The organism is Vibrio sp. L3-7 (assembly GCF_963898195.1).
Taxonomy (GTDB): Bacteria; Pseudomonadota; Gammaproteobacteria; order Enterobacterales; family Vibrionaceae; genus Vibrio; species Vibrio echinoideorum.
Window position 1 is genome coordinate 44,706 of sequence record NZ_CAWQUW010000009.1, and the last position, 24,441, is coordinate 69,146.

The following is a 24,441-nucleotide window of genomic DNA, read 5'->3' on the forward strand; positions in this document are numbered from 1 at the left end:
TATCTGGTTGGCCTTGCTTTTAGGTGTTTAGTCGACGCTTAGTTAGCGTTTAGCTAAACCCTATTTTTAGCTTGCACAGTTTGCAGGGCCGATCTCTTTCCACACGCCCCATTGGCCTGTGGTTGTTGGATCTTCACCTGTTGTCCACCATTTCGCTTCCCAAACCTTACCGCCTTGAGTCACTTGGTCGCCGCCAGTGTAAACCGCACCTGAATCCCAAGCGTTAGTACACGTACCGCCGCCTGTGGTTTTCTTAAGAACCTTCACTGAAGTAGCCGCTACCGATGTATCCGCGCCATCACTCACTGTCACAGAGAAGTTCAGTACCGTGTCTTGCGTGTATTCCGCCGCGACAAAGCTTACTGAAGCGCCTTGTACTGTTGCGTCGATACCAGCAGGAACATTCCACGTGAAGGTCAGTGTATCTTGATCGGCATCGCTAGAAGCTGAAGCGTCAACCACAACTATATCGCCCGCATTCACTTCAGAAGGAGCTGTAACCACGGCTACCGGAGCGGTATTAACTGGGCCTGTCTCTTTAGGGCTTACTGTTACAACCACTGTGTCAGTTGAAGTAGCCCCTTCGTTGTCTGTCACGGCTAGGCTAAAGGTCAGTGTTTCTTGCTGTGCGACTTCAACAACATCGAAACTTGCAACAGCAGCATTCGCGTTGGCCAGAGTGACTGCTGTTCCGCTTACTTGTGACCAAGCGTAGCTAGCAATGGTGCCGTCGCTGTCTTTTGAAGCGCTACCGTCTAGAGAAACAGAATCCGGGCCTTCAACCGATTGATCAGCACCCGCTGCTGCGGTTGGTTTACGGTTTACAGGATCGGTTGTTCCGCCTGCTAGACCTTCATGCATTGCATTCAGAATATCGCCGTTATCTGCATCAATTTCCCAAGAGAACAAACCCGCAAGACCAAGGCTACGAACGTATGCGCCTTTTGCTTTCACTGAGCGGTCATCATCAAATGTAATCAACTTGCCCGAAGTACGGTTCCAAACGTAAGGCGCTTCTGCCATTTCGTCGTAGCCATATTCAAAGCCGTTGATGCCTTGGTTGTTTGCACCAAGCATGTTCGCTTTAATGCCTTTGTAATCGATAACGCCATCTTCCCATACACCTTGAGCAGAGCTGCCGGTCAGTTTGCCATTACCCACGCCTGTCATTGGATCGCTTGGATCTGAAAGTGATGATGGTAATACGCCTTCCCAACCACGACCGTACATCGCTGTACCAACCACAAGTTTGTTCGCTGGAACACCTTGCTCAAGCAACAATTGGATGCCGTTGTCTGTGGTATAAGCAGGACCAGTGTACTGTTCGCCATTTTCATCAAGGCCTGTGCCATCACATTGACCAGGGCGCATGAAGTTACCGCAGTTTAGTGCTGTTTGGTGACCTAACACGTTGTTCCAACCGCCGTAGAAGTCGTAAGTCATTGCGAAGATGTAATCCATGTATTGGATAGCATCGCCGTAGTTCACGTCTTCAATCTTATCGTGACCAACACCGATCGCCGATGTCAGCTCGTAAGTACGACCATTTTCAGCTTCTAGTTCATCTAACATCACGCGTAGTTCTGCCATCAAAGCGATGTAAGCAGGGCCGTCATTTACAGGGTCACCAAGATCGGGAGCAGCACCGCCTCCACCAGGGAATTCCCAATCGATATCTACACCGTCATAGAATTTCCATGTGTTGAGGAATTTCTTAACCGATGCAACGAACGTGTCGCGGTTCGCTTTTGTAGTGAAATCGAAGAACGGGTCTGACAGTGTCCAACCACCAATAGATGGGATGATTTTCAAGTCTGGATTGCGCTGTTTAAGCGCCATCATCATCGCGTAGTTACCCTTGATAGGTGAGCTGTATTCGTGACCTGCTTGAGGGAAACTCTTCTGGAAAGCCGCCCAAGGGTCATGAATCACCACTTCGTAATCGTTAACGCCCTGACAAGCAGTCATGAGTGCGTTGTAGCTGTTACCGCCTACTGATTTCACTGATTCATTAGGACCACAAATTGGGATGAAGCCATAAAGGATATGGGTCAAGTTATCAACGGGTAGGTTATCGACTGTGTAATCACGGCCATAGATGCCCCACTCAACAAAGTAAGTACCTACTACCGTGTTTGGGTCAGTGTTGTATGACTTGTTGTTTGGATCCACGTTCATCGCAAGTGGTGCTAAGTGTGAGCCATCGGTATCGGCGATTGTGATCTGAGCGGGTGCACTCTTGCTACAGCCTGTTTCATCACACGCTTCGATTTCCATCTGAAATAAGCCGCCTTGGCCGTATTCGAATGAAGCCGTGGTTTGGCTGCCAGTGATTGGGCCTGTAGCAATTTTAACGCCATCAAAGTAGATGTTATACGTGTTTCCTGACGTTCCGCTCCATTGGTTGAACTTGACGTCGACCTTTGCTTTGTCGTTATATTTAACCATCTGGTTGTAGCCAGACGTTGTTTCCATCGCGAGTTCAATTTTCGAAAACTGCAGGTTGTTGGAACCGTACATGTCGATGCTAGGTGCTGTTGGAGCAGCTAATGCTGTGCCAGATAGCGCTAGAGCAATGCTCGCCGCACAGGTATTTATACGAATCATACTTTTTCTCTCATTCCTTGAAGGTTACGAGAACCAAATGGCCCCATAAACGGCTCCAGTCAGTTTTGAAGGAGCTTCCCAGTCAGTATTCGAGAGAGTTTTAATTTTATAACTGAAAATAAATCCGTTTTCGATGGACAACTAAAAAATAGTATTTCGTTACAATTCTGTTGCTTAATGAGTGAGAGGCTGAGTCCATGCTTTATAAAATTAAACAACACTCAGTAGTAAAATCTCATAAGTGAAAATACACGACATGAAGTTATAAAAAGGTGCGACAAACTATAGGAATATATCGTGAATTGAAGCGACATCACAAAGCGAAGCGTGTTTGGGGAAATCAGGTTGATAAGAAGAAAATGCAAAAGTGTTGCGATAGGGAGTGTCACTGTAGAGCGTATTAGTAATGGAAATAGAGTTGCAGTGGCTATCTTTTAAATTGTTCAGCCAATGAAGCACGGCGTTGCTGCATTACACTATGGGTATCACCCGTTGCAGTCTCTTCGTAGCCTTCTTTAATGAACTGTTGAGATGGTGTGCTAGGGAACAGTCGTTTTAATCGAGGCGAATCGTAGGTACCACTGATGGTGTAAATTGTTGGCCCGGAACCTGTGTTGACGGTGACAACCTTGCCATCAAAATCAAAAGAGGTACTGATGAAACGATGGTTCATCATCACGCCATTGTCTGAGAGTGTCAGGATATCGGTTTTGTAAGGGGGAGCACCGATTTCTATCCAAGTACCATGGACATTGTTCGGACTGACAGATTGTTGGTGGGCTTGATAAGCAAAATAGCCTGCGGTGAGGGCAATCATAAAGCCAGCTAATAGAAAGCTGTAGAGTAACGAGTTGGCAAATATATCTCTGCTTTTAGTGGGCTTTTTTGCCATTATCTCTTCATTTATCTACATGTACTGTTGGTCAGTTTATAAACTAAAATCTTAGTTTGCAAAGATTCTTATGATAGTTAGAAGCAGGATCGAATGTTCTAATAAATTTGGTTGCGTTAGTGGTTTTAGCTTAGCCTCTTCAGTATTGACGCTATCAATGAAAGTGATTCCCAAAAAAGCTTAAGCTATGCGTATTTATTTCTTGTACGAAAGTCGTGAATTGGTTAAAACAAATATAACCTAAATTTACGCATAGGCTTATTCGTTGAGCCTGATGAATGCAATTTGAAGATAACAAGGAAGTACAATGATTAAAGAAAACACATATTTTGACGGTGGTGTTAAGTCGTTAGCGTTTACCCAGTCTGGTGCGGACGTAAGTGTTGGTGTGATGGCTGCTGGCGAATATACATTCGGCACAGCGGCTCCAGAAAAGATGACCGTTGTAAAAGGTGCTTTGATTGTAAAGCGTGTTGGTGATGACGATTGGACGACATACCAATCGGGTGAGTCTTTTGACGTTGCTGGCGATTCTTCTTTTGACCTACAAGTCAAAGAAGCGACGGCTTATTTGTGCGAGTACTTATAACCAAGTCTGAATGTGTTCCATCAGGGTATCGTTTATCTCTGATTTAATAGAAAAAACCACGCTCTAGGAGCGTGGTTAAATAAGTGATAGTAACCGGCAGTGGATAGTGTCACTTGTTTTTACAGTCATCAAATGGACGACCAAGATTCGTTGCTTGTTGTAAAATCTCTTCAATATCCTTCTCAAAACTCAAAACTCAAAACTCAAAACTCAAAACTCAAAACGGGACATCTGTAAATCAGTAAGTCTCAAATACGCCTTTGTTGTAATCCTGAATTGTCTGTTCAATCTCTTCCATCGAGTTCATGACAAACGGACCATAATGCACAACAGGTTCATTAATCGGTTCACCAGAAAATATCAGTACACCTGAATCTTCTAAACTATCTAAAGACAGCAACTCAGCTTTGGTGAGCAACGCCAATTGACCTTGGTTGATGACCTTGTCGCCGATCCTAATACTGCCTCGGTATACGTAAGTCATCGCGTTGTGATCAATGTTGGTACCTAACGTAATTATTTGCCCTGAACGAGACTGCCAATCTGAAACGCTTAACGGCACACCTGTCTTTTGTAATGGACCTTGTGCACGTAAAGTCTCTAAATCATTGTCAGCTTGGTTGTGCAGATCAAACTCACCGGCGATCACTCTCAGCAAACCGTTTTTATCACTTTGGTGTTCTGCAATGCTTTCACTTTGGAAGTCATGATATTGCGCTGGCAGCATTTTGTGTGAAGCAGGTTGGTTTATCCAAATCTGAAAACCGTGCAACGCGCCTTCTTCCATCATCGGCATTTCACTGTGAATTACGCCACGGCCAGCGGCCATCCACTGTGCGCCACCACTGCGAAGTTCTCCAACATTGCCCATATGGTCCTTGTGTTGGAAGTGACCTTTGAGCATATAAGTGAGTGTTTCTATCCCGCGATGCGGATGAGGAGGAAAGCCGCCAACATAGTCTTTGCTTTCATCTGATTTAAGTTCATCGATCATCAAAAATGGAGAGAAACGTGTGTTATTAAAACCAGCGAGTCTTTGGATTTTTACGCCATCTCCATCCGAAGTCGCATGTGCTGAAATTACATGATCTACTGCTCTTACACTCGTCACTTTGAAACCCTCATAAACTTGAATAGATGTAGTTTATGTAATTTGATTTAAAAAGAAGATGGCATAGCGTTGAGTGACTTATTCGAAAATTTTGAACAGGTAAGAAAGTGGAATTATGTCTATACTTGAATAAGACTAGACCGCCAAGGAGGCCGCTATGGCAATACAGCAAAAGCATGGCGATAGGCAAGGTCGGATGGACTTTGATAATGACTTCACAACAGAACAGAGCCAACGTTTTAGCGCTGTCGCAAACACTGCAATCAAACGCCGTGTAAAAAAACGTGAGATTGAAGCGCCGTTTATTCAGTCGGCTAAGCAAGCTGCTTTTAAAACGGTAGTGAGACCTAGAGGAAATAACCCAAACCGAACACGACAAGTCGTATGGATTATTGTGATCGGGTTAGTGAGCCTATGGCTTATGTACATGGCAGGTTAGTGCGCTTAGCAGTAAGCGATTTTAATGGTTAACGTTGACGCGTTTTTAACAGCGTAACATTGTTCCCTTCGACTTTTGCTTCAAGACAATCTTCAAGCTCAGATGAACCAGATTCTGAGAAGGTTAGATTCGTCGGTAGTTCTTCTATCAAGGTAGACACTGGATTGTCGTGATAATAAGCGTATCGGTTTTTTCCTGATTGCTTAGCGACATACATCGCTTTATCAGCACATCGGGTCAATTCATGTAGCTCTGTGGCATCTTGAGGATATAAAGAAACGCCAACACTGAGAGTGAGTTCCTTGATTCTTTCATTGGTTTGACACCCGCTCTCAAATAGCCCGCATATTCTCTCTAAAATGCCATCTAGGTCTCTTCGAGTTGGAATATCGTAGAGCATCAAAACGAACTCATCTCCGGCAAACCGAGCAATGGAATAATCGTATTCGTGATTTTTTCGATCTCGGGTCCGGATATTGTTGCTCAGGCGATTCGCAAAATGCTGCAAGACACTGTCTCCAACATCGTGTCCATAGCTATCGTTAATACCTTTAAAGTCATCAATATCTAAAAAAACCAAAGCGGTAAGTGAACGTTTGCTATCCACTGTCGCGAGCTTTTCAACTGCCCACCTTTCGAAACTCCAACGATTTGCTAGCCCTGTGAGTTGGTCTCTGTAGGCTAAGTCTTCAATCCCTTCTTTATAAAGGCGCTGAATATAGCTCACTGCTTGTGTGTAGTAATAAGCGGATGTATGGCAAACCAAGCTCATGGTAAATAAGCTGAGAATAAAGCGATGGGTGCTGTTAAATGGTAAAGAAAAATTGCTCGGTAACGCTGTAATTAGAGTGCTAATAAATACACAAAATGAGGTGCTGAATATGATGCCAATTCTGAAATCATTAATAAAAATTACCGCAGCTAAAATGGGGTATAACCAGAGTATGCGATCGGGAATAGCATGGCTGTACAAGAATAAAATAACGCCTTGCACGAGCAGAACACAGCTCAAAATTAATTCTGAATATTGAGGGTTGATGAACTTTCTTACATAAACTGCATTTGAGATTGCGATAAAAGCAAAGCAAAGTTCGAAAATAGACAGTGCGTAATGTTGACCTTGGAAATAAGCCCAAGTGTAAAAGATAAATAGTGCCGCGGCAGTCAGTGAAAATGAATGGACAATTTTTTGTTTGCGGGTGGACCGTATGTCCGCCATTTCTTCTAGGTGTCTGCCGACTGGCCTGTTCATGTGATTTGTGCCACGAATTTTGATAATGGTATTAATACTAGATTAAATAATAAGCTTGTCGGAGGTTTGCTTACCTATTTAATGCGACAAATATCAAGGTTTTATATTAAAAGCTAATTAATCCATTATAAATAGTGATGTGCATCACCGACGGTGCAAGTCAACCTTACAACGCACTATTCAAAGAGTGGGTTGGTAGCGGTTATTTGATGATTATGTACTTGCTTTCCAATGATTTACTCAACATAGTTTGTAGATACCTAAATGTTTATAGATACCTAAATTTGAGAGAGGCTCATTATGTTAATTACCTTTAGTTGCAAGGCTCATGCTAGCGTCACGATGTTCGGTGAGGTAGGCCTTCAGTTCATTAAAATGCTTGGACATAGTGGCACGATACCTGGTGCTATTGATGCTTCAGAAGTACCTCAGGCACTGAATAATTTACGAGCGGCGGTTACAGCAGAGCAAAGTAAACCGGTAGAGCGAGAGAATACTGATGACGACAATGAAGAAGAGGTTGTTGAAGCACCTGTCAATATCGGCAGTCGAGCTTTTCCATTGGTTGAGTTGCTAAAAGCAGCCATCAAAGAAGAGTGTGACGTGATGTGGGAAGATGGAAGTGGCAAACGTTTGTAGGCTGATTTAATGACTTAAGTTTCGTTCCCTAAGCTCCATTATTTAAGATGAATTGTTCGGGCTCTGTTTAATGGAACCTGTTTGTCAAAGCCAGTATCGGTCATGCTGATCAAATGTGATCGCAATGGTTCGAGACTGGCTTTGTTGTTTCTATCTTCTAGCTGGCTTTATTGAAGCGGATAGATTGTAGCTTCTTTTCAGAACCATCGATGTACGCGTAGCTGTCGATAATCCATAACTTATCACTCACCATCGCTAATTCTAGGCGAACATCAGCACTGTTCACGTCTTGGTAAATGATGTCTTGAATATTGGTTGGGTAGAAGTTGTAACGATTCGCTTGTGGTTGATGTTCACCTGCGAAGTTAACCGTCACGTCTGTTGCATCGTTCATCACGTCCAGTTGGTAACCTTGTTCAACGGTATAAGAGAACTGTGCAGAGAGCTCAACGCCTTGTTGGTTTTCAATATTGATGTTGGCTTGGCTGATACTCGCCAGATTGCCCATTGCTTGAAGGCTATCAATATTGCTGTTGGTATCAACATGGTTACGAATGGTCACGTTCCATTCGCCAATGAAGTTATTAAGCTCTTGCCAGTTTTGCTGTGTTGTTTCTGTATTAGCAGGGCTTACCGCTTGCGTGCCACCGGTTTGTACAATCGCATCGTTACGGCTGTCGTGACGGATGTTTTCACGGTTGTTCTGAAGGTCATTACTCGCACCCGCTACGCCTCCTGCTAACCCGCCAACCATCGCTCCTTGAACCGCTAAATCCGCTAAATCCGCTTCACCGGTCAACGCGCCAAGCGTTAAACCAAGTAACGCACCCCCCACAGCGCCTTGCTTAGTACTTGCGTTGGGATCGTCCTCACCAGGTGTCACACACCCTGCAAGTAATGGAAGACTGATAGCTGCGGTCAGCGAAGCTTTAGTAAACGAGTTCATAAGTTTGGCCTTAAAATGTGTACAAATAAAGAGCAGGAGACTTTATCAATACAATGTCAGGAGATGATTATGAACAGTGTTTTATTTGTTGCGAGGTGTTTCAAATGTTACGAGCAGAATAATATCGAGCGATGAAATTTCCAATGTTTTTATAAGCACAAATACACATATTTTTGATAATTAAAGTAAACTGGAACAATAAGTTATATTTATAAATGCATCTTGAGCTAAAGGATATTTGATGAGTTTCTCTTCCCAAGCCCGTCGCTACGCCAGTTTGTTTAGTACCCTATCATTGGTGGCTGTGTCGGCGCCGAGTATTGCCGATATCTCAACAACCCCCGTGATTGGTGGGGTGTTCAGTTCCAGCGAGGTGCTAAAAAACCAGGTGCTTTCCAGCTTAAGTTATTCCGCTAAGTTCACTCGTGATGCGGCGCTGTTTACTATTGGTGGCGTAACCTTAGATGCGTATATTCTCGCGCTTCCTCTAGATGCCAAAACGAAAGCGAGAGTCATCGCTCAGTTATCAAACCCATCTTACTCGATTCCTTTAGGCTATTTTCTCTATAGCTATTACGACCGCTATTCAGGTTTGGGAAGTGAGGATGTCTTTAAAGCGTATTTGTCGACGGTTTATGATGACAAGGCTTTAAAAGGTTTTGAGCATAGTCTCTATTATGTCGGCGAAGAAGCGATCTCAGAACACAAAGAGCCTGATACTTCGACCGAAGCGACAGGGCATCATGAGGGAATTCGTATCGATGAACAGTTCATTGCCAATATGGTTGTGATCTACGATGCGCTATTCGAAATTGGTGTTTGGCAAGACATGGACACGCTTCCTGATAGCTACACCTACTTAACGAACAGCCCTGAAGATTTAGCGATTATTGCTCAGATTCAACCGATTATTGTCGATTTGATTGGCAAAGCGGGGCAGGGGATGGACGACGGTGACATGAAGTCTGCGATGCTTGCGATTGCAGAAGATGGTAAACCAGAGAATGCAGATCAGCCGAATAATAAGGCGCAAGCGCTTACCATCACGCTTATTGATTTTGTTCGCTTAAACTTACTCAAAGCCTACCGCCAATTTGTTTATAAAGAAGAAAGAGCTGTTGCACTTGATGATTGGATGCAACAAGCGTTTAGTGACCAACCTGATGCGTTAATTCAATTCTTAGAATCCCAACAAAATAAACGTTTTGCGGTTCAAGTAACCGTCGACGGTTTACAACAAGGGTTGATCGAAGGCTTGGTTGATGAGGGTTCGCCTTTCATCTCTGTCGCTTATCAGAATCATAAAAATCGAACTCAATATAAACCTCAGTTAGAAAAAGTGATTGAGCCTGAGCACCAACAACAAGTGAGGTTCATGGAAACTCTGTCTGAGCAAACTTACCGTGATCCGCATTATCTTCCTTTCTTTAAAAAGCTCTATCAAGAACATCGAGACAACATAAGTCGGGTCGGTATTTCATCGACTCCTACAATCAGTGTCCGCAACCTGCCAATTATCAAGACCGGAGCGAAAGTGTCTGGCTCTGGAGGCACTGGTATTCCCAATTTCCATTTTGTCGACCGTGAGATCGACCGAGCTTATTACTTCTTTGGTAATGACGCTCTGCAACTGGATGTGCTGATGGCTAATAACAAGGTACAGACTATGTTCGATCGCCTTGATTATCTGAAAACGCTGAACTGCAATGCTCAGTACGATTGGAATGCTCACACGACTTACGATGGGCTAGTGAACTTGGGTTTGGGTGAGTCGCTACGTGATTACGGGGAGAAACGCTGCGTTAAAGAACTTCAAGAGCGTTCTGAAGTGGAAGTTGTTCTGCGAAATAAGCGTGCAGCCTTGATCCAAGATATTGAAGCATATCAGTCTATACCTGGCTTTGATTTCGTCACTAAATATTCGAAGAAAGCTCAGGTTAAGCAGGCAATCACTCAGTTTGCTGAACTCGATGGTAAAGGAATGCCGGACTACACCTTGGTTTACAACCCGTGGCCAGATCACTTTGCGCACTTTACAGGTCCCTTTAGTGACGAAATCTTGATGCCGACTGGAGAGTTGAACCGATTGGATTATTGGATTCGTCAAATTGAAGCAACCTACCGCAGTGCAGGCGTTTACGATAAAACGCTATGGGGCATGGCTGGTGATCACGGTTTAACGCCGGTGTTCTACGCGCTTAATCCTGAGAAACAGGTGTTTGAAGGTTTGCAAGTGGATCTAAACTACCCCATTGTTGTGAAGAAAATATCTTCAGATGAAGGCGAGGGGCCTAAAATTACCAACGCTTTAAGCTACCCAAGCTCTAAGGCTATTGATGTGGTAGTCGCTTCTACCGCTGGTGGTAATTTTATGATGGATTTCTTTAACTCGAATCAAGGTTGGCAGGTTCAACCTGTCTATCAAGAGCTCAAGCAGTGGAGTCCGATTGCAGCGCCAGCAGGTCAGAGCATTGATGTTATTGATCAGATAGCGCGACGCTTACCTGAAAGTCTTGATTACATGGTGGTGCGAGAAAGCGAATGTGACCAACAACGGTGCGCGGTTCGTGTGATTGGCAATCGCGATTTAGAACGTGTCGATGAATTGATTACACGCGAAAGTGATAAGCTTTTTTATGAGTCGTTAGAAGCAAATCGAACGCCAGTTCTACTCAACACACAAGAGCTGAACCCCTATCTGAAATCACCTAGTGAATCTGATTTCGCGCTCTACTCTCAATTAGTTGAACAGTGTATAAACCGAGCGGTTAAGGTGGATGTCACAACGTGGTGCAGCAGTGCCGAGTGGACGTCATTAACGCAATTAACGCCTCGACCAGATTCAGTAAATCAATTGGCCAATATTTATCTAGAAGACAGAGCTGGAACGATTAACTTGTTTCCTAAAGCGGGGATTGGTTTCAATACGAAGGTTCCGGGCCGTCATGCTGGTGAAGATTATCTAGAGAAAGATGCATTCATTGGTTTTTGGGGGGCACCAATAGGTGGTGAATCTGAGCCATTGAAGATCGAAGCGAATGGATCTTTAGCGCCAACTTTGTTTGAGTATTTAACCGGTGAACCTGTGGTCGCAGGTGAAAACGGGTGGGGATTCCCATCTTTGCTGAATCAACTGGATGTGCCTAAGAACCACTAAACCTAAGTACTTATTGCTTAAGGCATCTATCGTTTAGACGGTAAACCAATAAAGCAGTAAAGCGAATCTAATGTGGCTTTCGCTAGCCACTTTAGATCACCACAAATGGCACCGTGGAACAGCGATCCATTCTGCTTTGGTTAACTAATGAATACCTAAAGTAACGACTTCTCTCTAACATTCCCTCAAGATATAACACATTTTAAACAAAGTGATGATCTTCACGCTTTCATGCTTCTTGATTCTGAACTACGAATTTTTCCTAGTTATTCTAAGACCCTCTCTCATGCGGTCGCTTTTTAGACTCCTTATTATTTCATGGTCAAATTACAAAGAGTGCATGGTTGGAAATAACCGTGCAGACCTCGCAAATAAAAAGAGAGTTCACAATGTTAAAGTTCCTAGATCAGGTTAGAAAGCCGACGCTCGATCTTCCTGTCGAAACCAGAAGAAAGATGTGGTTTAAACCTTTCCTACAATCTTACTTAGTTGTATTCATTGGTTACCTAACCATGTATTTGATCCGTAAGAACTTCAATGTCGCACAGAACGACATGATTTCTACTTATGGGTTATCGATGACCGATCTAGGTCTTATCGGTCTTGGCTTCTCAATTACTTACGGTATTGGTAAAACAGTTGTTTCCTATTACGCCGATGGTAAAAACACCAAGCAGTTCCTACCATTCATGCTGATCCTTTCTGGTCTAGCCATGTTGGGCTTTAGTTTCAGCTTGGGTGGCGGCAGTGCTAGCTTATTCATGATGGTTGCCTTCTACGCATTGAGTGGTTTTTTCCAAAGTACTGGTGGGCCTTCAAGTTACTCAACCATCACTAAATGGACGCCTCGCAATAAGCGTGGTTCGTATTTAGGCCTTTGGAATATGTCGCATAACGTTGGTGGCGCGGGTGCTGCTGGTGTTGCTTTGTTTGGTGCGAACTACCTATTTGATGGCAACGTTGTTGGCATGTTTGTTTTCCCATCTATCATCGCGATTGTGGTGGGTTTTATTGGGATGCGTTTTGGTAACGACTCTCCAGAAGCATACGGCTTAGGCACAGTAGAAGAGTTGTTTGACGAAGAAATCAGCGAAGAAGATACGGCTGCTGAAGAAAATCAAATGACCAAAAAAGAGATCTTTGTTGAGTACATTCTTAAAAACAAAGTGATTTGGTTACTCTGCTTCGCGAATATCTTCTTATACATTGTTCGAATCGGTATCGATCAATGGTCTACCGTTTACGCGTATCAAGAACTAGGTTTATCAAAAGAAACAGCAATTTCAGGTTTTACTCTGTTTGAAGTCGGTGCATTAGTCGGCACATTGATGTGGGGTTATTTGTCTGACTTAGCCAATGGTCGCCGCGCTCTAGTGGCTTGTGTTTCTCTTGGTTTAATCATTGTTTCTCTTGAGTTTTACCAGAATGCAACCAGTGAGTTCATGTACCTTGCTTCTTTGTTCGTGCTTGGTTTCTTAGTGTTTGGTCCTCAGTTGCTAATTGGTGTTGCTGCTGTTGGTTTTGTACCTAAAAAAGCAATCAGTGTTGCTGATGGTGTTAAAGGGACCTTTGCTTACCTAATTGGTGATAGTTTTGCAAAACTTGGCCTAGGTATGATTGCTGACGGAACGCCTATTTTTGGCTTAACAGGCTGGGAAGGCACATTCGCAGCACTCGATACTTCAGCCGCGATTTGTATTGTTTTGTTGCTATTCGTTGCTATTGCTGAAGAGAAGAAGATTCGCCACGCTAAGAAAATGCACCTAGCGGCTCAAAACGCGTAACCAGGTTCGCGAGCTTGTTCTCGCAAACCTAGCTCCACGAACATAGTTCCACACACATAGTTCCACATGCATAATCTCGCGTGCTTTATTTGCCTAAAGTACGCGAGATCATACCAATCGCTAGTTCGATTCAGTATCATCTCTGGCATTAAACCTAATTTTATATAGCTCCTGTTGGGGCTATTTTTCTTTTCTACTCTTTCGTTCTGGTTAGTATCATGATTAATGTTGCACTTGTTGATGACCACGTCATTGTCCGCTCTGGTTTTGCTCAGTTACTTAGTCTTGAAGCTGATATCACAGTCGTCGGTGAATTCAATTCTGCGGCAGAAGCGCGTCTTGGGCTGCCAAGTTGCCATCCTGATGTCGTTATCTTGGATATTTCAATGCAAGATGAAAGTGGCTTGAGTTTATTGGCGGAGATTCCATCAGGGATAGCTAGCATCATGTTGAGCGTACATGACTCTCCCGCGATGGTTGAAAAATCATTAGAGTTAGGAGCCAAAGGCTATCTCAGTAAGCGCTGTAGCCCTGATGAGTTAATCCAAGCGGTACACACGAGCGCGAATGGCGGTTGTTACCTTACTCCAGATATCGCAATAAAGCTCGCCACACCAGTTAAGAACAAAGCCTCTTTAAATCAACTGACCCGCAGAGAAAACGAAGTGTGCCAATTATTGGCGACAGGGCTAGATGTAAAATCGATTGCTGTTGAACTTGGGGTCAGTCATAAAACCGTACATGTGCACCGCGCCAATGCGATGGATAAACTTAATGTTAAAAACAACGTTGAGTTAGCCAAACTATTCACCCAAGAACAGTACTAATGCGCTCTTATCTGGCCACTTCCCTATGTGGGGTTTTTATGGCTGGCTGCGCATGGTTCTGCTTGTGGGTCATCGCATTCTATTTCATTAATGACCCTGAATTAGCCATTCTACTGTTTCCATTCTCGTTGCGACTGGGTATGACGTTGCACACTCGTACTCACTACTGGCCTGCGATTTATGTTGCGGAATGGGGGCTCGCGATTGCTTTAGCCCTATTACTCGATGAGCCACAGTGGTTAACCATATTAATTGCGAGTGGATTAAGTATTCCCGTTACTTTACTTGCTAAGCGGTACTACTTTGGTGACCAAAATCGTCACCTGTTAGTGATGGCGAGCTTGATCATGGTTACAGCATTGATCAACGTGGCTGTGATGAGCTCTCATGTTTCTGTTTTGTATATGGTGGGCTTAGTGAGTATCACTGGCGGGCTCATGCTCGTCCCTATGTGTTATTTGGTTTGGAATTACTTATTTCAAAACAAGTGGATCCCACTGAGCTCCCATTTAATCAATAAGGTTGTTGAGTTTAAAATACGTCACATTGCTTTATACAGTGTGTTGCTGGTGGCCAGTATTTTGATACAAACCAGTTTGCCTGATGAGCTAAGACGCTTCGCCCCATTTTGTATGGCGATACCTATCATCTTGTTGGCCGTCCGTTATGGGTGGCAAGGTGCTTTGCTAGCGACCCTGTTAAACAGTGTCGCTCTTATTGCAGCTCACAGTGGAACATCCAAACTCGAAATTACCGATTTACTTCTGTCACTTTCAGCTCAAACCATCACCGGCATATTGCTTGGTCTTGCGGTTCAGAAACAAAAAGATTTGAACTCAAAACTGCGAAGTGAACTCTCTCGAAACCAAAACCTTTCTCGTCAGTTAGTGACGGCAGAAGAATCGGTTCGCCGTGATATTGCTCGTGAGTTACATGATGAAATAGGTCAAAACATCACCGCAATTCGCACTCAAGCCAGCATTATTAAACGTGTAGATGCGGCTGAAATGAGCGTTCGCTGTGCGGGTACGATTGAATCATTGTCTTTGAATGTTTATGACACCACCAAACGCCTATTAACAAAACTAAGACCAAAAATGTTGGACGATCTTGACCTAAAAGATTCCGTTGAACAGCTTATACGGGAAATGGAGTTTTCGAATCACGGTGTTGATATCGAGTTAAATTGGCAAGGTGATTATTCATGTTTGAGTGACACGCTCAAGGTCACTATCTTCCGACTGTGCCAGGAATCCTTAAACAACGCCCATAAATATGCCAACGCGAGCGAGATTAGAATTGAACTGATTCTAGAGGAACAGGTTGATCTTCAAATCTCAGATAATGGCGTTGGTTTTACAGCGCAAGATCTCCTCAAAGGAATGGGTGTACGGGGCATGCAAGAGCGTGTTCAGGCGCTTGGCGGCAAGATGAGAATCAACGCTCACGGTTCCTCTTGTGGCACCAATATCAGCGTTACATTACCAAAAGTGTGAGGACGAATATGTTTGGATTTCTGCGCTCAACAACGTCAAATAGTCATGCTCTAACTGATGATGAGGTCAATCAGAGTTATCGTTACTGGCGTCTTCACATCATGTTAGGGATGTATGTTGGCTATGCTGGTTTTTACTTCACTCGTAAAACCTTCAATTATGCCGCACCGGCGATGATCACAGACCTTGGCTTAGACAAAGGCGATATAGGCCTGATTGGCACGCTCTTTTATCTCTCTTACGGCTTGTCCAAATTTATTTCGGGCACGATATCTGATCGCTCAAACCCGCGGTACTTTATGGGGTTTGGCTTAATCGCGACGGGTCTGATCAATATTGCTTTTGGCTTTTCTAGTTCTTTGGCGGCTTTTATCTCGCTTTGGGTGCTCAATGCATGGTTCCAAGGTTGGGGGTGGCCATCATGCTCTAAACTACTCACGACTTGGTATTCTCGTTCTGAAAGAGGGTTTCGCTGGGCAATTTGGAATACGGCGCATAACGTCGGCGGGGCATTAATTCCTATTCTTGTGGGCTATCTAACTCTCCAGTACAGTTGGCGGGCAGGGTTTATCTGGCCAGGCGTTATTGGCGTTTTTATTGGACTTATTGTCTGCTGGCGTTTACGTGATAAGCCCACCACTATGGGGCTTCCCACTGTGGGGAAATGGCGTAAGGATCACCTAGAGTTAGCACAAGAGAGTCATGGACAAGGGTTAAGTTACCGAGAAATATTGAAGACTTACGTGTTCAGCAACAAGTACATTTGGTTGCTCGCCTTTAGTTATGTACTGGTTTATATCGTAAGAACAGCCGTTAACGATTGGGGGAATTTGTATCTAACCGAAGAGCACGATTACAGTTTGATCAATGCGAATGCTGCTTTGTCTCTGTTTGAAATTGGTGGTTTTGTCGGTTCACTTGTTGCGGGATGGGGATCAGATAGATTGTTTGGTGGCAACCGTGGCCCGATGAATATTTTGTTTGCCATCGGCATATTTCTTTCAGTTTCTGCATTGTGGTTGATGCCATTAACCAACTTTGTGTTTCAAGCTGCTGGATTATTTTGTGTTGGCTTCTTTGTTTTTGGCCCTCAAATGCTCATCGGCATGGCTGCAGCGGAATGTTCGCATAAAGACTCTGCCGGAGCTGCAACTGGCTTCGTTGGTTTATTTGCTTACATGGGAGCAGCGCTGTCTGGTTATCCATTAGCGCTCGTTCTTGAAACCTATGGCTGGAGTGGTTTCTTTATTACTATTTCTACGTGTGCTGCCGTTATTGGGCTACTTCTACTGCCTTTCTTACAAGCACAATCCCCCCAGAAAAGCGCAGAAGTTCGGTCGGGTTTCTAACATTCTTTCTCAAATAAGATAGTTGCTATTGCTGCTTCTATTACAAGTAAGCAACTATCTTATTTTTACTGCATTTTATTCTCACAACATCCTATTTTCAGCGCTTTTTATACGTGATATTCAAATGTGATTCTTTTCACGCTTTTCATCTATATCTCCCGTTTCTAAGAATTTTTCCTATTGCGTCTAAGACCTCATCTCATGTGAGTTCTTACCCCTCTCTGTAGTCTTTCTAATCATTCACATTTTAGAAATATGCTCTCTTGAATTGTGCTCAGAGAGTTCACTACGGAAAACGCCATGTCACTCAGTCATCTCTCAGAACACTCATTTTTCCCAATGGTAAACACCATTCAAAACTATGCCTGGGGAAGTATTTCTTCGATACGTGAACTGTTTGGTTTTAAGAATGAGTCACAACAACCGCAAGCGGAAGTTTGGATGGGCGCTCATCCTAAAGGGTGTTCAATGGTGATGTTTGACCAGAATCCGCTGTCGTTATCTGAGCTCATTAATAAAGATAGGTCGGCATATCTGTCCGCAGACATCGCAAAAGAGTTTGGCGAATTGCCGTTCTTGTTAAAAATCTTAGCGGCAGATAAAGCGTTATCCATTCAGGTCCACCCGAGTAAAAAGCAAGCAGAAGACGGTTACGCTAAGGAAGAGCTAGCTGGTATCCCTTTAACAGCAGGGCATCGTAATTACAAAGACTCGAACCACAAACCTGAATTGGTTTACGCGATCACTGAATATCAAGCGATGAACGGGTTTAGAGAATATGAAGAGATCATGGCGTTATTCAAGCAATTGAGTTCTTTCGAGCTCGCAAACTTGGTAGAAGACTTTAGCAACAACCTCACCCCACAAGGCTTAGCAGCTTTTTTCTGTGCGCTATTAACGTTGAATGATCAGAAGAAATCTAACGCATTGGATGAGTTATTGGCCTATGCAAATGCTCATTTAGATCAGGCTGAATTTGCGTTAATCATCGATCTCAATGAGCAGTACCCAAATGACGTAGGTCTATTTTCAGTCCTGCTTTTAAATTTGATTACATTGAAGCCTGGCGAAGCCATGTACTTAAACGCAAATACCCCGCATGCCTACTTAAAAGGAACAGGGTTAGAGGTGATGGCTAATTCTGATAATGTGTTGCGTGCTGGGTTAACACCAAAACATATCGATGTGCCTGAACTGGTTAAGTGCACACGATTCGAACCAATATCGTTTAACAGTCTAATATTGCCGCCCTCTAAGGTTGGACGATGCGATAGCTATGAGATCCCCGTCAACGACTTCAATTTCAACATCATTCAATGCCCTGGAAATGAAGCAATAACGACGGATAGCGCTGAAATACTCATGGCGATAGATAGCGATCTAACTCTTACTAATGACCAAGGTGAAAGCTTAACGTTAACCAAAGGTGAGTCAGTGTTTATCCCTGCTTATATTGGCCATTATGTTGTGAGCAGTAAGGGACGAATAGCGAGAGCTTTTAATTAGACTGCGTAGCTGTATTCGAGCAGTACACTTTTGATTTGTTGATACGAAGACACAGTAGTTTCGTGTTTAAACGACAAAAAACCTCAACCCTTTAGGTTGAGGTTTTTTTGTGCTTGAGGAACGTAGGTGAGATGTGTTTTTTGAGTTTCTTCCTTATTTACGCTCAGATACTGACTTAGCCCTTATCCTACAACGCTTCCAATAAATTCAACTAATTAGTGGTTATATTATTGGTTTTCTTGATTTTTTTTCAAACAGAGAACTAGCGTAAGAATATTGGATCGATCTTTATCAGCGTGAGCGTTTTATTGATCTAAATCAATACTCAAAGTTGGTGGTTCTCGTTAAATACGGGAAAATAAAGAGGTTATGTAATATAGAGTGAATACATCAAGTTGTGCTTATATTGAAGTGAGCACACAACATATGGTGTATTTTAATATTTAAATAGGAGGTAAGAATGACTATGTTTGAGATATAAAAAAGCCTACACGAGGTAGGCTTTTTTATCTGTATCACGCACGTTGTAATAAGCAAAGTTTAGAGTCTTCTCCTACAAAGTCTTAAAACTTCTGGACAACAATTATGATGACTTGTTTCAAGGCGAATCATATCAAAGTCCACGCAAAAAACAATGTGCTCCATTTATATAAATAGAGAGTACAGTTTATGATGAATAAAGTTAATGTTTTGTTAGACGTAGCTGAGAGAGTATTAGTAATTCTAGACTTCTTAGTGTCTGAAGATTTTCAATTACCGACTGCCATCATTCAGCTTTTTGCTACATTAGCAGCGTAAATTTGTGGTAAACAGCCCATTAATGGGCTGTTTATGAAACGTTTTTGAAGGCAAAGGTATTCTCACTCGACTTAAACGATTTTAAGCGCGTGATGTTGAGTAAGTTGTTTGTGTAGCGAGTCTTTTAATGCCATACGTTCAACCTTGAGGTTGTGCATACTGTCGTCATCGATTGGGCTGCCAGAGATTTCTAGCTGACGGATGTCGTAGTCGAGTTGATGGTATTTCTGCATGTCTGCTTTGAATTTTTCGTCGTCGTGGTTGAGCTGAACAATGTCTAATTTAAGATCTGGGAAATCTAAGATAAAGGCATGGTTTTCATTGAGCATTGGCACTTCCTCTCTAGTCGGATTAGATTCAGTATAGAACCTATTTCTGAAGATAAATGTGTGCCTAAACACAAAGCGAGAACAGGATCAAAAAAGGGCATTGGCGTTCCATTATGGATTTGCTAATGCCCTTTGTCGTTTCAGTAACCTTGAGTATTACTGAGCTTTTCCAAAAGTACTTTATTCAAAACTGATTTTCTTTGACTTAAGCTACTTCGCTTGCTTGCCAGAACGTTGCTGTTCTTTGTGTGCTAGCTTTTCTTTCTTACGTTGATCGATAAGGTGAGCGGCTTCGCCACCTACGTGGGTTTCGCCACGTGCATTAGAAAGCTGAACTTGCTTTTCACGTTCACGGAAGCGAGCTTTCTGCTCGTCGCTGTGCTTATCAATACATTTAGGGCAGCTTACGCCTTTCTCAAAGTGCTCAGACGCTTTGTCTTCGTCTGTGATTGGCAGGCGACAAGCGTTACACACATCGTAACCGCTCTTTTCTAACTGGTGGTTTACCGCAACGCGGCCATCAAATACGTAGCAGTCGCCTTCCCACATGCTCTCTTCTTCAGGTACTTCTTCTAAGTACTTAAGAATGCCGCCTTCAAGGTGATAAACCTCATCAAAGCCTTGCTCTTTCATGTAGGCTGTTGATTTTTCACAGCGAATACCACCCGTACAGAACATCGCGACTTTTTTGTGTTTCTTAGGGTCGAGGTTTTCTTCAACGTACTGAGGGAACTCGCGGAACGTTTCCGTGTTCGGGTTTACTGCATTTTTGAATGTGCCGATGTCTACTTCGTAGTCGTTACGAGTATCAACCAAAATCACATCTGGATCAGAAATCAGCGCATTCCATTCGTTTGGTTTTACGTAAGTGCCGACAACGTGACGAGGGTCGATGCCCTCAATGCCCATGGTTACGATCTCTTTTTTGAGCTTAACCTTGGTGCGGTTGAATGGCTGTTCTTCGTTGAATGACTCTTTGTAAACAACATCTGCTAAGCGAGTATCTTGCTTGAACCATTGAAGAAGTGCATCGATAGATTCGCGCTTACCTGCAACAGTGCCGTTGATGCCTTCACTTGCAAGAAGCAAAGTACCGCGGATTTGGTTGGCTTCTAACACTTCAGTTAGCGGCTGGCGAATTTCTTGGTAATTATCAAGTGCTACAAATTTATACAGAGCACATACAACATATTGAGACATGGTTTTTCCTTTCTGCGAGCTGGAACGTAAATCCAGAGCGGTTGCCTGTTGTTCGTTATAAATGTCGATAGAACAATGGTGTGTTGCTATTAATGTATAACGGTAGGCTTATTAAAATCAGGCGCAGTATAACCAAGGCTATGTAGGACAAAAACCAACCAAAAGTAGGGCTATTTATCATTTTGAATTGTGTGGTTTTAGGCTTGCAAAGATGCGTGCTCATTGAGTGGGATGGATAGGTAAGAGAATTGCCACATGCAGGCCTGCCAAAGGGGAGTGGTTGGCAGGCTGCTAATTTATTGAATCGCTCAATCTTTTAAGACTCAATTACAGGTGAGTAGGTAGCGTAAACTCTTGTGTTTCAGTTGCTTCGTTGAGTCGATCTCTCGTTAAGCGCATTGGCGTTACGGGCATCCCATAGAAGTCGAACTTGTCACCTAAAACTTCTCCACCGAGTCCTTTTACGATATTGACAGTCGTGTCGCGCGCTTCGATATGGATTTCGTTAATGTCTTTCAACGCTTGAACTAATGAGTAACGAGCCAATGCTTTTCCTATGCCAAGGCCGCGGAATCGGTTGTCGACAACAAAGCGCCCCCAGTGCCATTCTCCATCGCTCTCCCATGCCGCTACGGCGCCCAAAACATATTCTCCTGAACGGGCCAACCACCATTTCTGAGGTATGTCAGGAGACAATGGAATGAGATGCTGTGGGATACTTTGTTCACCAGAAAAGGTATCTCTGATCAAACTGTCGATCTCAGTGCGATATACCGAAGTGCAAGCTTCGAGCTGAATTCTGGCTTTGTTGTGAGTGGCGTTTTTCTGAAAAGCGCTGAGTCGCAATGTTCTTAGTCCATCAATCACATTTTGGGTATCTTCTGGGCTCATCAAATTCAGCAATTGAGACAGTTCATTGTTGGCTGACTCATCGGCTTCTTCTAGTCTTTTCAATCCTTCAGCTTTGAGTGAAAAGTTCTTCTGACGTTTATCCGTCTCACTTAAAGATGGTTCGATATATTGCTTTTCAACCAGAGAGTTGAGCGTTCGACTAAGGGAGGCTTTTTCTACGCTGAGTTGTATGCTGAGTTCAGAAAAGGGAGTGATTCCATTCTTACGTAGGTAGGTAAGAAGGTGGACTTGTGTCAGTGATAATCCTGAGTTGAGGCAGTTCTTATCCAATAGCCCAAGCTCGCGAACGAGATAACGTAACTCGCTTCTGATCTGCATAACCGATGACATACTCACTCCTTAAAAATATACGTTGATAGTATCAACAGTAATGTTAAATACCGTTTGATGTCAATAATGTTGATACTATCAATGAAATTGCCATATTTTAGTCTTGATAGTTGAATTCAATACGTTGGTCATCTTCAAAGTCGTCCTGATCAAACGCATTCGACGTTAATAGGAGCAGCGATATGGATGCGGCAGTGATACGGTTTTCATGTTTTTCCTCTTTGATTGTTTCTGGTGCTTAAAAAGCTTTTATTTGGCGCTAAAAAAAGCGGCTCCAAATGGAACCGCTATATCTATCAGCATTGATGGTGAATTGGCGTGTTAGTTAGGTAGAACTAGGTTGATGTCATTCGCTTTGTTATGGTCGAACAAGCTAAAGAACGTATCCACAGATTGACTGTTGCCCTCGATGGTTGCGTTACTGACATCACCAGAGGCAAAATAACCCAGAACCTCTAACTTCTTGCCGCTTAACGTTGCATCTGCGCTTGGATCTTGCTCTAGAGAGAAAACAGCAATCTCGTTACGTACCGTGTAGTTCGCGACTTCTCCGGTGTCAGATACCTTAATGTTGATAGATAATTCTTTCCCTTGAGCACGGTCTGCGTTTAGGTTTACGCGCTCGGTTTCTAAGATTTTGGTGGTTGGTAGCACCTTCACAATGGCTGGGTTAGCAAAATCCCATGCCACAGAGCGGTCTAATGTACCGTCCAATTCTGCTGCGTTAGAAATCGCATAACCTCTCCAGTAAATGTTGGTTTGAGCATAACCCCACTCACGAAGTGCTTGCGCTTTTAGGTCACGCGCTTCCATGTTGTCAGGATCTGCATTGTTCACGTGAGTCAGCACTTCTGCCGCCCAGCCGTAGTTCTTCTCGGCATACGCGTCGCGAGCAATATCGATGACTTTATCTTCGCCGCCCATCGCATCAACGTAATCTTGAGCCATGTCTTTCACGCCCGGACGAGCAAGTTTGGTTGCATCACCGTCCCACCAGCCAAGATAGCCGTTGTAAATATTACGAACTGAGTGCGCCACTGTACCGTAGTATTCACCCAACCAAGGGTCGTTGGCTAAGTTCTCTGGCAGTACAACTTTTTCTGCCAACTCATCGCGCTTGATACCGCGGTTGATGTTGTAGATTGATTGGTCGTGTACAAATTGAATCGCATCACGGTAGTTGGTTATGCGCTCATTGATGAAGTCGTGTCCAACCCATGCTCGCATGTGAGAACCACTATAGGTATTCGATTTTTGTGCGTACTCCGATAGCGTATCAATGCCTTTGTACCACTCTTGCACATCACGATATTTGGTGCCGCGGAGTGTATACAAATTCGGGAATGTTTCGCCTTGGATCGTTTCGCTGCCGTGTACGTGTTTGAATTGTGGGAAGTAGATATCGACTTCATCGTCACCCGCATCGCCGTAAGCACCAAATACTTCCATATCAATACCAGAGACGGTAATTTTCAATGGCTCATCATTACTTACCAAGACATTAGGCATGAAGAAAGAGATAGGGCCAGCTGTAAATGTTGGGCCTAGGCCGAAGTGAGCAGGGCGACCTTTTTCCCCTTTAGGTAAGTAGACACTTGCGTAAGCCGTACGTTGAGTCAGGATTTTACCTGTTACGCCAACATCGTTCACAAGGTTAGGAATAAAGTTATCTGATGCGATGATTTTTACTTCGCCTGACTTAACCTGTTCTTCTGTTACGCCCCAACCAGCAGCACCAAAGGCGTGGTCTGGATGACGGTGGGTGTAAATTACCGCTTTAACAGGCAGTGTTGAAAATTGGTTGAATGCCTCCATTGACTCTTTAGCGGCGGTATCATTTTCACCAGGGTCAACAATGATAAGTCCATCATCACCGACTGCTACAAGGGTTGAAGCTAACTGGAAACCTGAGATTGAGTAGAGTTTTCCCGGAGCGATTTCTTGGATTTTTGGTGCCATCTGCTTTGCAAATTCAGTCATGGCAACAGGCATGTATTCAGAGCTCTCGGTGAATGCTCTGTTGTGTTCTGCGTCTTCCCAAACCACTTTTGCTAAGTGGCTTTGTACTGAGTCGTTAGTGAAGAACGTTGGATCAGAACTGCGCACTAAATTCTGGTCCATTGCGAACGCTGAGCTCGCTGTTGTGGTAAGAAGTGCGATGCATATTGACTGAGTTAAAAAGTTTGAAGCTTTCATTGGTGATTCTCTCTAAATTTACGGACTCGACCATTCGGCCCGTCGATGAGAGAGATGTTAAGGCTTAAGGTTTAATCAATCG

General features: G+C 43.6%; 19 protein-coding genes. 10 read left to right on the forward strand and 9 right to left on the reverse strand.

Features of this window, described 5'->3' with window-relative positions:
* Positions 1-66: 66 nt before the first annotated feature.
* Together AACW75_RS08720 and AACW75_RS08725 are read right to left on the reverse strand one after the other, a co-directional pair.
* A complete protein-coding gene (locus tag AACW75_RS08720; protein ID WP_145571362.1) occupies positions 67-2,607 on the reverse strand; it encodes a glycosyl hydrolase family 18 protein in 2,541 nt (846 codons plus the stop codon).
* A gap of 427 nt (positions 2,608-3,034) precedes the next feature.
* Positions 3,035-3,499 carry a DUF2850 domain-containing protein gene (locus AACW75_RS08725; protein WP_017075345.1) on the reverse strand — a complete coding sequence of 155 codons (465 nt, stop codon included), beginning with the start codon at positions 3,497-3,499 and terminating at the stop codon, positions 3,035-3,037.
* A gap of 307 nt (positions 3,500-3,806) precedes the next feature.
* Here AACW75_RS08725 and ppnP point away from each other — a divergent pair, with 307 nt between their 5' ends.
* Positions 3,807-4,088 (forward strand): pyrimidine/purine nucleoside phosphorylase, encoded by a 282-nt coding sequence (gene ppnP / locus AACW75_RS08730; RefSeq protein ID WP_017075344.1) that lies wholly within the window; start codon positions 3,807-3,809, stop codon positions 4,086-4,088.
* A 238-nt stretch (positions 4,089-4,326) separates the two neighbouring features.
* Here the strand turns inward: ppnP and AACW75_RS08735 are convergent, their stop codons facing one another.
* The gene (locus tag AACW75_RS08735) at positions 4,327-5,199 is read right to left on the reverse strand and encodes a pirin family protein (RefSeq protein WP_145571364.1); all 873 of its coding nucleotides are present in this window, start codon (positions 5,197-5,199) and stop codon (positions 4,327-4,329) included.
* 157 nt (positions 5,200-5,356) lie between these two features.
* On the opposite strand from AACW75_RS08735, the gene AACW75_RS08740 reads away from it, so the two are divergent.
* Positions 5,357-5,638: a hypothetical protein gene (locus tag AACW75_RS08740; RefSeq protein ID WP_029225092.1), complete on the forward strand. Its 282-nt coding sequence runs from the start codon at positions 5,357-5,359 to the stop codon at positions 5,636-5,638.
* Between the two features lie 28 nt (positions 5,639-5,666).
* Here the strand turns inward: AACW75_RS08740 and AACW75_RS08745 are convergent, their stop codons facing one another.
* Positions 5,667-6,857 carry a GGDEF domain-containing protein gene (locus AACW75_RS08745; RefSeq protein WP_145571412.1) on the reverse strand — a complete coding sequence of 397 codons (1,191 nt, stop codon included), beginning with the start codon at positions 6,855-6,857 and terminating at the stop codon, positions 5,667-5,669.
* Positions 6,858-7,190: 333 nt separating this feature from the next.
* Between AACW75_RS08745 and AACW75_RS08750 the strand changes: the two genes are divergently transcribed.
* On the forward strand, positions 7,191-7,529 hold the full coding sequence (locus AACW75_RS08750) for a DUF1840 domain-containing protein (protein ID WP_145571367.1): 339 nt from the start codon (positions 7,191-7,193) through the stop codon (positions 7,527-7,529).
* 157 nt (positions 7,530-7,686) lie between these two features.
* Here the strand turns inward: AACW75_RS08750 and AACW75_RS08755 are convergent, their stop codons facing one another.
* Positions 7,687-8,475 (reverse strand): hypothetical protein, encoded by a 789-nt coding sequence (locus AACW75_RS08755; protein WP_237297708.1) that lies wholly within the window; start codon positions 8,473-8,475, stop codon positions 7,687-7,689.
* A 241-nt stretch (positions 8,476-8,716) separates the two neighbouring features.
* Between AACW75_RS08755 and AACW75_RS08760 the strand changes: the two genes are divergently transcribed.
* From AACW75_RS08760 to AACW75_RS08790, 7 genes are all read left to right on the forward strand, one after another.
* On the forward strand, positions 8,717-11,632 hold the full coding sequence (locus AACW75_RS08760) for an alkaline phosphatase family protein (protein ID WP_145571371.1): 2,916 nt from the start codon (positions 8,717-8,719) through the stop codon (positions 11,630-11,632).
* A gap of 389 nt (positions 11,633-12,021) precedes the next feature.
* Positions 12,022-13,416, forward strand: a complete 1,395-nt coding sequence (gene uhpT / locus AACW75_RS08765; RefSeq protein ID WP_017075339.1) for a hexose-6-phosphate:phosphate antiporter — start codon at positions 12,022-12,024, stop codon at positions 13,414-13,416.
* Positions 13,417-13,634: 218 nt separating this feature from the next.
* A complete protein-coding gene (uhpA, locus tag AACW75_RS08770; RefSeq protein ID WP_017075338.1) occupies positions 13,635-14,243 on the forward strand; it encodes a transcriptional regulator UhpA in 609 nt (202 codons plus the stop codon).
* Positions 14,243-15,739 carry a signal transduction histidine-protein kinase/phosphatase UhpB gene (gene uhpB / locus AACW75_RS08775; protein WP_145571373.1) on the forward strand — a complete coding sequence of 499 codons (1,497 nt, stop codon included), beginning with the start codon at positions 14,243-14,245 and terminating at the stop codon, positions 15,737-15,739. The genes uhpA and uhpB overlap by 1 nt, the downstream gene beginning before the upstream one ends.
* An 8-nt stretch (positions 15,740-15,747) precedes the next feature.
* Positions 15,748-17,088, forward strand: coding sequence for an MFS transporter (locus AACW75_RS08780; protein WP_145563225.1), 1,341 nt, complete (start codon positions 15,748-15,750; stop codon positions 17,086-17,088).
* Between the two features lie 300 nt (positions 17,089-17,388).
* Positions 17,389-18,594 carry a mannose-6-phosphate isomerase, class I gene (gene manA, locus AACW75_RS08785; protein ID WP_145571375.1) on the forward strand — a complete coding sequence of 402 codons (1,206 nt, stop codon included), beginning with the start codon at positions 17,389-17,391 and terminating at the stop codon, positions 18,592-18,594.
* A 669-nt stretch (positions 18,595-19,263) separates the two neighbouring features.
* On the forward strand, positions 19,264-19,392 hold the full coding sequence (locus tag AACW75_RS08790) for a hypothetical protein (protein ID WP_017075334.1): 129 nt from the start codon (positions 19,264-19,266) through the stop codon (positions 19,390-19,392).
* Between the two features lie 71 nt (positions 19,393-19,463).
* On the opposite strand, the gene AACW75_RS08795 is transcribed toward AACW75_RS08790, so the two are convergent.
* The 4 genes from AACW75_RS08795 to AACW75_RS08810 all read right to left on the reverse strand — a co-directional run bounded on the left by AACW75_RS08795 (position 19,464) and on the right by AACW75_RS08810 (position 24,359).
* Complete coding sequence (locus AACW75_RS08795) at positions 19,464-19,721, reverse strand: YdcH family protein (RefSeq protein ID WP_017075333.1); 258 nt, start codon at positions 19,719-19,721, stop codon at positions 19,464-19,466.
* A gap of 210 nt (positions 19,722-19,931) precedes the next feature.
* Positions 19,932-20,921 (reverse strand): oxygen-dependent tRNA uridine(34) hydroxylase TrhO, encoded by a 990-nt coding sequence (trhO, locus tag AACW75_RS08800; protein WP_135458862.1) that lies wholly within the window; start codon positions 20,919-20,921, stop codon positions 19,932-19,934.
* Between the two features lie 327 nt (positions 20,922-21,248).
* Complete coding sequence (locus AACW75_RS08805; protein WP_237297710.1) at positions 21,249-22,163, reverse strand: GNAT family N-acetyltransferase; 915 nt, start codon at positions 22,161-22,163, stop codon at positions 21,249-21,251.
* A gap of 321 nt (positions 22,164-22,484) precedes the next feature.
* On the reverse strand, positions 22,485-24,359 hold the full coding sequence (locus AACW75_RS08810) for an alkyl sulfatase dimerization domain-containing protein (RefSeq protein ID WP_017075330.1): 1,875 nt from the start codon (positions 24,357-24,359) through the stop codon (positions 22,485-22,487).
* Between the last annotated feature and the right edge of the window lie 82 nt (positions 24,360-24,441).